General features: G+C 69.8%; 10 protein-coding genes and 1 tRNA gene. 9 read left to right on the plus strand and 2 right to left on the minus strand.

Going from position 1 to position 10995, the window contains the following annotated elements; all coding sequences use genetic code 11:
* Positions 1–97 precede the first annotated feature (97 nt).
* The 3 genes from ACLZOT_RS21715 to ACLZOT_RS21725 all read left to right on the plus strand — a co-directional run bounded on the left by ACLZOT_RS21715 (position 98) and on the right by ACLZOT_RS21725 (position 3166).
* Complete coding sequence (locus ACLZOT_RS21715) at positions 98–1303, plus strand: DNA polymerase III subunit delta' (RefSeq protein WP_416970644.1); 1206 nt, start codon at positions 98–100, stop codon at positions 1301–1303.
* A gap of 128 nt (positions 1304–1431) precedes the next feature.
* Positions 1432–3009, plus strand: a complete 1578-nt coding sequence (locus ACLZOT_RS21720; RefSeq protein WP_416970645.1) for an alpha/beta hydrolase — start codon at positions 1432–1434, stop codon at positions 3007–3009.
* Between the two features lie 83 nt (positions 3010–3092).
* A tRNA-Thr gene (locus ACLZOT_RS21725) sits at positions 3093–3166 on the plus strand.
* Between the two features lie 286 nt (positions 3167–3452).
* Here the strand turns inward: ACLZOT_RS21725 and ACLZOT_RS21730 are convergent.
* Positions 3453–4862, minus strand: a complete 1410-nt coding sequence (locus ACLZOT_RS21730; RefSeq protein ID WP_416970646.1) for a tyrosine-type recombinase/integrase — start codon at positions 4860–4862, stop codon at positions 3453–3455.
* A 110-nt stretch (positions 4863–4972) separates the two neighbouring features.
* Positions 4973–5614 carry a helix-turn-helix domain-containing protein gene (locus ACLZOT_RS21735; RefSeq protein WP_416970647.1) on the minus strand — a complete coding sequence of 214 codons (642 nt, stop codon included), beginning with the start codon at positions 5612–5614 and terminating at the stop codon, positions 4973–4975.
* A 92-nt stretch (positions 5615–5706) separates the two neighbouring features.
* On the opposite strand from ACLZOT_RS21735, the gene ACLZOT_RS21740 reads away from it, so the two are divergent.
* The 6 genes from ACLZOT_RS21740 to ACLZOT_RS21765 all read left to right on the plus strand — a co-directional run bounded on the left by ACLZOT_RS21740 (position 5707) and on the right by ACLZOT_RS21765 (position 10753).
* Positions 5707–6153, plus strand: a complete 447-nt coding sequence (locus tag ACLZOT_RS21740) for a helix-turn-helix transcriptional regulator (protein ID WP_416970648.1) — start codon at positions 5707–5709, stop codon at positions 6151–6153.
* 451 nt (positions 6154–6604) lie between these two features.
* Positions 6605–7042, plus strand: coding sequence for a hypothetical protein (locus tag ACLZOT_RS21745; protein ID WP_416970649.1), 438 nt, complete (start codon positions 6605–6607; stop codon positions 7040–7042).
* A 272-nt stretch (positions 7043–7314) separates the two neighbouring features.
* Positions 7315–7719: a hypothetical protein gene (locus ACLZOT_RS21750; protein WP_416970650.1), complete on the plus strand. Its 405-nt coding sequence runs from the start codon at positions 7315–7317 to the stop codon at positions 7717–7719.
* A complete protein-coding gene (locus ACLZOT_RS21755; protein WP_416970651.1) occupies positions 7716–8822 on the plus strand; it encodes an MAB_1171c family putative transporter in 1107 nt (368 codons plus the stop codon). Before ACLZOT_RS21750 ends, ACLZOT_RS21755 begins: the two co-directional genes overlap by 4 nt.
* Positions 8823–8851: 29 nt before the next feature.
* Entirely contained in the window at positions 8852–9445 is a 594-nt protein-coding gene (locus ACLZOT_RS21760; RefSeq protein WP_416970652.1) for a hypothetical protein, read from the plus strand.
* 315 nt (positions 9446–9760) lie between these two features.
* On the plus strand, positions 9761–10753 hold the full coding sequence (locus tag ACLZOT_RS21765; RefSeq protein WP_416970653.1) for a hypothetical protein: 993 nt from the start codon (positions 9761–9763) through the stop codon (positions 10751–10753).
* Positions 10754–10995: the final 242 nt, after the last annotated feature.

The raw sequence follows: 10995 nt of genomic DNA on the forward strand, positions 1-10995 counted from the left end.
CAGCCTCCGGTCTCGGCGCCGGACCCCGTTGTCAGTCGGCTCCCGCACAATGGAACCCGCAGCGCCGAGTGGGACGAAACGGAAGGTGGCCGGCCAGGTGAGTGTGTGGGACGACCTCGTCGGGCAGGAGCGGGTCAGTGAGCAGCTGGGGGCCGCCGCTCGGGACGCCGACGCGTTCGTCACGGCGGCGGTGAGCGGCGGGGCGCCGCCCGAGGCGTCGAAGATGACGCATGCCTGGCTGTTCACGGGACCGCCCGGCTCGGGCCGTACGCAGGTCGCGCGGGCGTTCGCGGCGGCGCTCCAGTGCGTGAGCCCGGACCGGGCGCTGGGCGGGGCGCCGGGGTGCGGGTTCTGCGACGGATGCCATACGGCGCTGATCGGGACGCACGCGGACGTGACCGCCGTCGCCGCCGTCGGCACGCAGATCCTCGCGGAGGACATGCGGGACACGGTCCGGAAGTCGTTCACGTCCCCGGCGACCGGCCGCTGGCAGATCATCCTCGTCGAGGACGCGGAACGGCTCAACGAGAAGTCGGCGAACGCGGTCCTGAAGGCCGTCGAGGAACCGGCGCCGCGCACCGTCTGGCTGCTGTGCGCGCCGTCCCTCGAAGACGTCCTGCCGACGATCCGCTCCCGCTGCCGCCACCTCAACCTGAGCACCCCGTCCGTCGCCGCCGTCGCCGACATGCTGGTCCGGCGCGAGGGCATCGCGCCGGACGTCGCGGCCGCCGCCGCGCGCGCGACACAGGGGCACGTCGACCGCGCCCGGCGCCTCGCGACCGACCCGGCCGCGCGGGAGCGGCGCGCGTCCGTGCTGAAGCTGCCGCTGCGGGTCGGTGAGATCGGCGGGGCGCTGAAGGCCGCGCAGGAACTCGTCGACGCGGCGGCCGAGGACGCGAAGGTGCTCGCCGAGGAGGTCGACGTGAAGGAGACCGAGGAGCTGAAGGCGGCGCTCGGCGCGACCCAGGGCAGCCGGATGCCGCGCGGCACCGCGGGCGTGATGAAGGACCTGGAGGACAAGCAGAAACGCCGCAGGACCCGTACCCAGCGCGACAGTCTCGACCTCGCGCTCACCGACCTCACGGCCTTCTACCGCGACGTCCTCGCGCTCCAACTCGGCACGCGGGTCGCCCTCGCGAACGCGGACGCCGAGGACACGTTGGAGCGGCTCGCCCGGGAGGGGACCGCGGAGGCGACGCTGCGGCGGATCGAGGCGATCGGGGCGTGCCGGGTGGCGCTGGACCGGAACGTGGCGCCGTTGCTGGCGGTGGAGGCGATGACGATGGCGCTGCGGGCGGGGTGAGGGGTGCGGGTGGGGTGAGGCGTGCGGCAATCGCCGTGATGTCACTGTGAGTTGACTGACTGTCACTCGTACGGAGTGAATCCCGGACGAATCGTGTTCATGTCGTCGCTCAGCGTTACTCTCGGTGTATGAGCCCCAGCCGCAGCCGTCCCCGCCGTCTCCGAACCCCCGCCGCCCTTCTCGCGTCGCTCGCCTCGGCGGCGCTGCTGCTGAGCGGGTGCTCCGCCGGGGATGCCGCCTCGGCGGCCGACGCGGCGCGGGCCGAGCTGGTGGCGCTGCCGAAGGCCACGCCGGACGAACTGTCCGCGTACTACGGGCAGAAGCTGCGGTGGCGCGACTGCGGGGCGCCGGGCTTCCAGTGCGCCACGATGAAGGCGCCGCTGGACTACGCGCAGCCCGCGCGGGGGGACGTCCGGCTCGCGGTGGCCCGGAAGAGGGCGACGGGGCCGGGCGAGCGGCTGGGCTCGCTGCTGGTCAACCCCGGCGGCCCGGGCGGCTCGGCGGTCGGCTACCTCCAGCAGTACGCCGGTCTCGGCTATCCGGCACAGGTGCGCGCGCGGTACGACATGGTCGCCGTCGACCCACGCGGGGTCGCCCGCAGCGAACCCGTGGAGTGCCTCGGCGGGCGCGCGATGGACGCGTACACGCAGACCGACACGACCCCCGACGACCAGCGGGAGACGGACGCGCTGGTCGCGGCCTACCAGAAGTTCGCGGAGGGCTGCGGCGCCGACGCCCCCGAACTCCTGCGGCACGTCTCGACCGTCGAGGCCGCGCGCGACATGGACATCCTGCGCGCGGCGCTGGGCGACCCGAAGCTGAGTTACGTGGGCGCGTCGTACGGCACCTTCCTCGGGGCGACGTACGCGGGCCTGTTCCCCGACCGCGTCGGCCGCCTCGTCCTCGACGGCGCCATGGACCCCTCCCTGCCCGCGCGGCAGCTGAACCTCGATCAGACCGCCGGCTTCGAGACGGCGTTCCAGTCGTTCGCGAAAGACTGCGTACGGCACCCCGACTGCGCCCTCGGCAGCACCCCCGCGCAGGTCGGCGCGGGCCTGAAGGCGTTCTTCCGGCGTCTGGACGCGCACCCGATCCCCGCCGGCGACGCGGACGGCCGCAAGCTGGGCGAGGCCCTCGCGACGACCGGCGTGATCGCCGCGATGTACGACGAGAGCGCCTGGGAACAGCTCCGCGAGGCCCTGTCGTCCGCGATCCGGGAGAACGACGGCGCCGGCCTCCTCGTCCTCGCCGACAGCTACTACGAACGCGACGCCACCGGGCGCTACGCCAACCTCATGTTCGCCAACGCCGCGGTCAACTGCCTCGACCTCCCCCCGGCGTACGCCACCCCCGACGAGGTCCGCGCGGCCCTCCCCGCCTTCGAGAAGGCGTCCCCCGTCTTCGGCGAGGGCATGGGCTGGGCGTCCGTCACCTGCGCGTACTGGCCGGTCCACGCGACCGGCGTCCCTCACCGCATCACCGCGCGGGGCGCCGCCCCGATCCTCGTCGTCGGCACCCTGCGCGACCCCGCGACCCCCTACCGCTGGGCCGAATCCCTCGCCGCCCAGCTCTCCTCCGGCCACCTCCTCACCTACGACGGCGACGGCCATACCGCGTACGGGCGTGGCAGCTCCTGCATCGACTCGGCGATCAACACCTACCTCCTGTCCGGCACCGTCCCACCCCCCGGCAAGCGCTGCTCCTGACGGCCATCAGGGGTGGTCAGAGCAGTCTCCGGAACTGTGTAGACTTACCCCTGTTGCTGATCGCACCATGGTGTGACCAGCGCGCCGCCTTAGCTCAGATGGCCAGAGCAACGCACTCGTAATGCGTAGGTCTCGGGTTCGAATCCCGAAGGCGGCTCTGAAAAAGCCCAGGTCACATAGCTCGTGACCTGGGCTTTTGTGTGGCCACGGTCAAGTGTGCGAGCGACTTGATGACGTGTACGCGTCAGGAACTTGCCCGAAACTTGCCCGGGGCGGATGGACGCTGTCGGGGCCAAGACAGTGGGCGCTGTCCGCTGCGGTTCGGTGCTTCCAGCGCATCTCGCGGGCCGGTGACGGAGAGTGTTTTTTCGCCCGCTGTAGCTTCCTGGAACGACAGTGCCCGCCGGAAAGAATTTCCTGGCGGGCACTGTTGGGGGAGAGGGTCACGCGACAGTGATGCCGGGACGGGGATAGACCGCCTTGCGGCGGGGGACGAGTTTCACGACAGCCTCGGCCGCCTCGCGGGCGATCTCCTCCAGCACGGTCTGGTAAATGTCGCGGGTGACGGCCGTTTCGCTGTGGCCGAGCATTTCCGAGACGACGCGGATGTCGATGCCCGCCAGTAGTGCGAGCGTTGCGGCCAGGTGTCGGAGGTCGTGGAGGCGGACGGGCGGTAGCCCGGCTTCCTCCACCAGGCGGGCGAACAGGTCGGAGACCTTGCCCGGGTGGAGCCAGGTCCCGTCCTCCTCCACGAATATGCGGCCCGTGTCGGCCCAGCCGGGGCCGAAGCGAAATCGCTCGGCCTTCTGCAGCTTCTCGTGGTGGATCAGGACGCTGTTGGTGTCCGGGTCAAGGGCGACGACGCGGATGCCGCTGGAGGTCTTGGGCTCGCCTTCGAGGACGTTCCAGCCCAGCTGCACGAGCTGGGTCTCCACCGACAGACAGGGGGTGTCCCGGTCGAAGTCGACCCAGCGGGCACCGACGCCCTCTCCGCGGCGGGGGCCGCGGAAGCAGAAGAGGTGCCACAGGGCGTAGAGCCTGTGGTCGGAGACGTGGTCGAGGAAGAGACCGGCCTGGGCCGGAGTCCAGACCATGACCGGGGACGGCTTCCTGCCGGTTCGCTTCCACTCGGCGATCCGGGCTGCCGTCCACACCAGAGCCTTGGGCTTCGGGGCGGTCGTCAGCTCGACGTGCTGCGCCGGGTTGAAGGTGATCAGCTGGCGGGCGATGGCGGTGTTCAGCGCGGCGCGCAGCGTGGCCTTGATGTGGTGCTGCGAGGACAGTCCCGTGACGCGCCGGAACGGCGGCATCGCGGCGATGGCCTCCCGGGCGGTGCGGCGGGCCGCCCGGTCTTCGATGGACTTGAGGTCCTCGACCGCCTGGCGCCGCTGCGCGTTCTGCTCCAGGACCTCCACGTTCGTCGCGTCGATCCCCTCGAACATCTCGTCGAGGTGCTCCACCCGGAGCTTGTCGAGCCGGATGTGACCGATGCGGGGCTTCAGGTGGCAGCGAATGTCCACGTCGTACCGGGTCGTTCCGGTGGGTCGCAGCCTCTTCTTGCCCTTGAGCCAGGCATCGAGCCACTCGCTGACCGTCATGCGGCTGGTCAGGCTGAACCCGGCCTTCAGGAGGCGGCCGGTGTTCTCCGGGTCGGGGAGCGGCGAGCGCTCCTTCTGGCAGAGCATGATCAGGTCGCTGACGCGGGCGCGGTCCTCGGGCTCGTCCTCCGGTGCGAGGGCGAGGAGAGCCCGGACGTGGTCGAGTTCTTTCTGCGCGTCCTTCGAGTTGTCGAAGCCCGTGCGGCGGAACTGGCGGCGCTTGCCCTCGGCGTCCGGGAAGACCTCCTGGCGCACGGACCACTTGCCGTGCTTGGGGTTCCGGAGCTTCGGGCAGGGATTCGCCGCGGTGTGCAGAGCGCCGGTCTTCGCGTCCCGGCAGTAGCACGTGCGGGTTATGGAGCCCTTCAGTCGGGCACCTCCTCTTCCTGGGCGATGAATGCAAGGTGATCCGGCAGCGGTGCCGGGTGCAGATCGAGATCACGCATTCGCTGGCGGGTGGCCAGCAGGCGTCGGCAGTCCTCGCGGGCGATGCGCTCCATCTCGGCCGCTTGGCGGTTCAGCTGGTCGTATCTGTCCGAGCCGATAAAGGACGTGCCTGCCTGTGCCCGCCAGTCGCGAGCCGCGCGCGTCGAGATCGTCGCCGTCTGCACGTCCACCTCGTGCTCACGGAACATCGCCAGCGTGAAGCGAGGGCTCCCCTCGGGCGCGTCCTCCATGAAGCCCTCGCCCGTGACCACCCGCACCGCCTCCCAGCTGGAGATGCGCAGGTTCGGCAGAAGCTCGATGGTGGCGTCCGTCCCGAGCGGTACCAGGAGCGATGCGAGCGGCACCTGCAGCACCACGGCGAGCGCCAGAGCCTCCTCGACCTTCAGGCTGCCGCGTCCTCCGTTCTCGATCTTGTTGATGCCTGTGGGAGGGATCGGAACGCCGAGGTCGGCGCACCTCTTCGCGACCTCGGGAGCGCTCAGCCCCAAGTCGGTTCGTGCCGCACGGACAGCCTCGCCCACCCGGAGGGTGAGCGCAGTTGGTACTGGTGCGTTCGTCATGAGAAGCAGCGTAACTTGGTCTTGCGCTGCTTCGCGAGCAAGTGTGGTAGAAGTTTCTCCGACAGAGAACATCCTGTACGGGGAGTGCTGCTTTGAACGACATAACGGCGAGGGTGCGTGCCAAGCGCTTCTCCCGCGAGGCCCTGGCGCAGCTGCCCCCCGCGCTACTCGTGGCCGACGCCAACAGGCTCCTGGACCTCACCCGCACCACTGGGTACCGCATGATCCACGAAGGCACGTACCCCTGTGCCGTCCTCAAGGTCGGCGATCAGCACCGGGTCGTCACCGCTGACCTTCTGCGCGTCCTGGACCTGCCCGACCTGGCGATCCGCCAGCGGCTCGCCAGCCTGCCGCCGGCGATCCGCCTGCCCGACGCGAACGAGCTGCTCAGCCTCAGCCGCACCACCGGGTACAGGCTCGCCCGGACCGGCCAGTACCCGTGTGCCGTGCTGCGGGTGGGATCCGAGTACCGCGTCCGCAAGCATGAGCTGCAACGGCTCCTGCGGGTACGGGACCTGCCTGCCGAAGCCGCCGCGTGAGGGCGACGCCGAGATGTGTCTTCATGTCCGGCACGTGCCTGAGTCCGAGCAGGGGTGGAGCGTTGCCGGAGGCTGGACTTGAGAGGCCCCGCTTCCGCGTGACTGTGGTGGCACTTCGATGCCGCGAGCGGCGTTCAGGAGTTGGCTCTCCCGGACGCCGCTTTTCGTTCCCCTCCCCCTCCGATCACTACTGTGGTGTTCCTCCTGCGGGACATGGACATACTGCGGTGTGGCTGAAGCATCTACCACAGAGGTGTCGGATTCGATGACGAAGAGATCACGTACAGCCAAGAGTTAACGGTTTCAGCTGATCAGGCAAGGTGGACGCGCCATCAGTCCCCGCTTCATCCACGGCAAGCCACCTACTACTGAAGTAGCTAAACTGCCCACAGCGGCACGGCGAAATCACTCACGTAGAGTTCTGCCCGCAAGCCATCAACCGAGGACCGTCATGACGTCAGCCGACAAGCGTTCCGGCCGGGTAGCTCGCGGGCTCCAGTCGGTCATAGAGGAGGTCCGCTCTCCCTCCGGTCGGCCCTACACCACCGCCCAGATCGCCGCCGGCTCGGGGTTGAGTGAGGCGGCGGTGGCCGCCCTGCGCAGCGGCGACCGACCCAACCCGACGATCAACACGATCTCCGTGCTCGCCCAGTTCTTCGGCGTCCCGGAAGAGCGCCTGATGCCCCCTGATCAGGACGCTCCGGAATCGGAACTCACCGCCGCCCTCGCCGATGCCGATGTGAGAAAAATCGCTCTGAGGAGCGCCGGACTTTCCCCGGGGTCTCTGAAAATGATTGAGGCAGTGGTCGCTAGGGTCCGAGAGCTAGAGGGACTTGACCGTTCTGACGATTCGCCAGAAAGTTCCGGACCCTACCCGGCCGAGAGTTGATCTTCGCTTGCGTCGAAGATTCACCACGCCGTATAAAAATTCGGCACCCGGAATTCATCTCGGCCTGTGATTCGCGTGCACACCAAGCTGAACAACCGCGGGGGCGTGAGCACGAGGGAACAGGAATGCGGCGATACCGGCCCGGCACCCGAAAGGCGCGTCGGCTGCAACACGAATGCAAGGAAGCTCTTCGCGGCATTTTCCTTGAAAACCCCAGCGACGTGGACGAGTTGTGCCGCGCCATCTCCCTCAAGCGCGGTCGCCCTCTGAGAGTGGAGCCGCTCCCCACGATCGAGGCCGCTGATGCACCGTGCGGCATCTGGCTCGAACTGCCTGACACCGACTTCATCTTCCACGAGGCCGCCGCCAGTCGCCGCCACCGCAGCCAGATCGTCCGGCACGAGCTGGCCCATCTGCTCCTCAACCACCGCAGCGACCGGGCCGTCGAGGCCCTCGCCTCCTCCGCGCTCTCCGAGGCCGACGCCCACCGGATCCAGCGCGCCCTGGGGCGGACCGCCTACAACTCCGTGCAGGAGGAAGAGGCCGAGATCGCGGCCACCATCATGGTCAGCATCCTGCGCCACAGCCACCCCGGCGATCTCGCCCCGGGACGGCCCGGCATCATCACCCGGCTCGCCAGGGCACTCGGCCCCCAGCGAGAAGACGGTGTCTCATGACCAATGCCATCGTCGCCGGTCTCCTCTGGTGCGCGGCCCTCTGGCGCCTCCCGACAATCGGGCGAACCCGCAAGCAGACGGCCTGGACCGGAACACTCCTCCTCATCGCCCTCGCCATGAGCTTCGAGGTACCGGCAGTCGCGCATTACACGAACACGCTGTTCCACATCCACAGCATCTCCTCGCTCATCGAACACGTCGCCGCATTCCTGTCGGCCGTCTGCCTCCTGAACTTCGTCATCGCCGTCGTGCAGCCGGACCGGAAACCGAGCGGCAGGGCCCGGATAGCAGGAAGGACGCTGACCGTCGCGGCCCTGACACTCACCTTCTTCCTCTCGGACAGGCCCGAAATCGACTCGATGCCCTTCAAGAACGTCGAAGGGCAATTCTGGCCGTCCGCTCACGCCGTGACCTTCGAACTCTCCCTCGGCGTCACCATGTTCGTCGCCTCCCGGCTGTTCCTCGGCGCGATCCGGGAAACGGAAGGACGCTGGCTGCGCATCGGACTGCTGCTGCTCGGCATCGGGACATCCCTCGGAGCGGTCTACGCCTTCCAGAAGACCCTTCTCGTGTACCTCGGCCTCGCCGACGTCACCCCGCCGATCTCAACCGGCTGCCAGAACGCCATCGCCGTCGTCCTGCGCAGCGCTGCGCTTCTCCTGATCGTCGTGGGCCAGGCGCTTCCGCTGGTACCGGCCTCCGCACGGACCTATCGCCAGTACACCGCCTGGCGTCGTCTCCGACCCCTCTGGAAGGCCGTCGCCCGCGCCACCCCGCACGTCGTCCTGCGCCGCGAGCCTGTCCTCAGCGTCGAACTGTGGCTGCACCGCCGCGTGATCGAGATCTGCGACGGCCAGCTCGCACTCCGGGAGTGGGTCACCGAAGCCGACGTCCCCGAAGGCCCCCTCTCCCAAGCCCAACGCGAGGTCGCCTGGATGCGCACCGCGATCGAGAGAAAGGCCGCCGGTCTCCCCACCCTCACCGGCCCCTACCCCGAACTGGGCAACAAGGGACTGGCACAAGCCGAGGAGCTGCGCTGGCTCATGTCCCTCGCCGACGCGATGAAACACCCCACCCCCACCTCGTCGTACACCACCGTCTGAACGCGCCCGACCCCGAAACGGAACCCGCCATGCTCACCCCCACACAGGCCCCCGAATCGCCGCTCGCCCGACGCGTCACCGACTGGCTGGAACCCAGAACCTGGATCATCCTCAACACCCTCGTCATCGGATGGCACAGCTCCCACTGGTCCGGCATCGCCTGGGGCGTCTTCGCCTCCGTCTTCTGCGCCGTCATCCCCATGCTGTTCATTCAGCGCGGGGTCAAGAAGGGCAAGTACGGCGACCGCCACGTCGGCTCGCGCAAGCAGCGGTTCGTGGTCCTGCCGTTCGTCTTCCTGTCCGTCGCCGTCGGCCTCGGCGTGATGCTGGCCGGCGGAGCGCCCCAGGAGATGGTCGCCATGGTGGTCACCATGATGGTGACCCTGTTCGCCCTCACCGCGATCACCTTCGCCTGGAAGATCAGCGTTCACCAGGCCGTGGCCGCGGGCAGCGTCGCCATGATCGCCGTGGCGTACGGACCCTGGGCACTCGCCGGCTTCGCCCTCGTGGCCCTCGTCGGCTGGTCGCGGATCAAATTGCGCGACCACACACCCTCCCAGGTCGCCGCCGGGACCGCGCTGGGCGCGCTGCTGGCCGTGCTCACGTTCGCGCCACTGCGCTGAGTTCAGGGTGCCCCGCCTGACATGGTGCCCGCTCTCACGTCCCAGATCCTGACGAGGCACCGCTGGGTAAGGTCGAAAGACACACCGATCAAGAGGGGCGGTCCCATGGCGAGCGAGGTCGTGGTTGCGCAGACGACCATCGGTGATGAGGAATTGGCGCTGGCGCGGGGCGCGGTCGAGAACCGGCTGGCGGCCCGGTGCACACGTCGACCCGCCGTTGACCGCCGTGTTGATTTCCGGCAAGCCCTTGGACGAAGCATCGGAGTGTGATCGAGGTCGCTCGGCGTGGGCTTCACTTGCAGGGACTTCCTGGCTATGGTCCGTCGTCCCGCGGTCGGGACTGGCCCGGCCGCGGTGCCGAGGAGGTTCTCCCTGCGCATCCACCGCAGCCCCCACCCGTCGAACTTCGTGATTGTCCCCAACGCGCTGGCGCAGAACCGCGCGATGAGCTACACCGCCCGCGGGTTGCTGGTGGATCTCCTCTCCCGTCCGGGCGACTGGCGCGAGACGTGCCGGCAGATGGCGGACTCGAGCCCGCAGGGGCGCAAGGCCCTGGCGGCGGCGCTGGACGAGCTGCGGGTGTGGGGGTACTACCGGGTGGAGGTGGTCCGCCTGCCGAGCGGCCAGGTGCGCTCGGAGGCGCACGTCTTCGACCGCCCGCAGACCGGGCTGCTGCCGGGTGCCACTGCGCCGGGCTCCGGCGAACCGGAGTGCGGTGATCGTGGCGTCCTTCCAAAGGACCTGGTCAAAGTACCCTCCCTCCCCCGTGAGGAGGAGCAGCCGCTCGCAGCGGCGGCTCCGGCCCAGGATGAGGGAGGGCCGGAGGAGCCTGCTCGCGAACAGACGCCTCGCCCGCGTCGTACGGCTCCGGAGCGCTCGAAGGACCTGGACGCGGAGTCGCTCGCGGCGGTGAACGCGCTGCTGAGAGTGGTTCGCCCGGAACGGAGGCTGCCGCTGGGCGCGGCGGAGGCGGCGGCGCTCGCGCCCTTGGTGCGGGAGTGGATGGAGCGGGGAGCCTCGCAGGACGAGCTGCGGCAGGCGCTGCTGACCGGGTTGCCCGAGGTGGTGCACTCTCCGGTTGCGGTGCTGCGGTCGCGGCTGGAGCGGAAGAAGCCCGCTGAGCGGCCGGTCGTACCGCAGAAGCGTCTGGAGGAGTGCGAGCAGTGCCGCGACCCGCTGCCCGAGCCGGGGCTGTGCGCGGGCTGCCGAGGGGCGGGGCGCGCGGACGGCGCGGAGGATCGCGTAGATCAGGTGACCGCGCGCGGCATCGCGAAGGTGCGGGCGGCGATGGCGAGTTCGCGGCGGTGAGGCCCGTCGCGAGCCTGTGACAGGCGGGGGACCTGGGTGGCCGCGATCGGGCGGCTGTCGGTTTGGTGTGGCCGCTGTGGCACGCGGACGGGCTCGCCAGCGGGTGGTGGGGGGGGGGGGGGGCGGGCGCCGCCCCCCCCCCCCCCCCCCCCCCCCGGCCCCCCCCCCCCCCCCCCCCCCCCCCCCCCCACCCCCCCCCCCCCCCCCCCCCCCCCCCCCCCCCCCCCCCGGCGCCCCCCACC

Origin of the sequence: Streptomyces sp. 4F14 (assembly GCF_048159485.1) — a bacterium.
Taxonomy (GTDB): Bacteria; Actinomycetota; Actinomycetes; order Streptomycetales; family Streptomycetaceae; genus Streptomyces.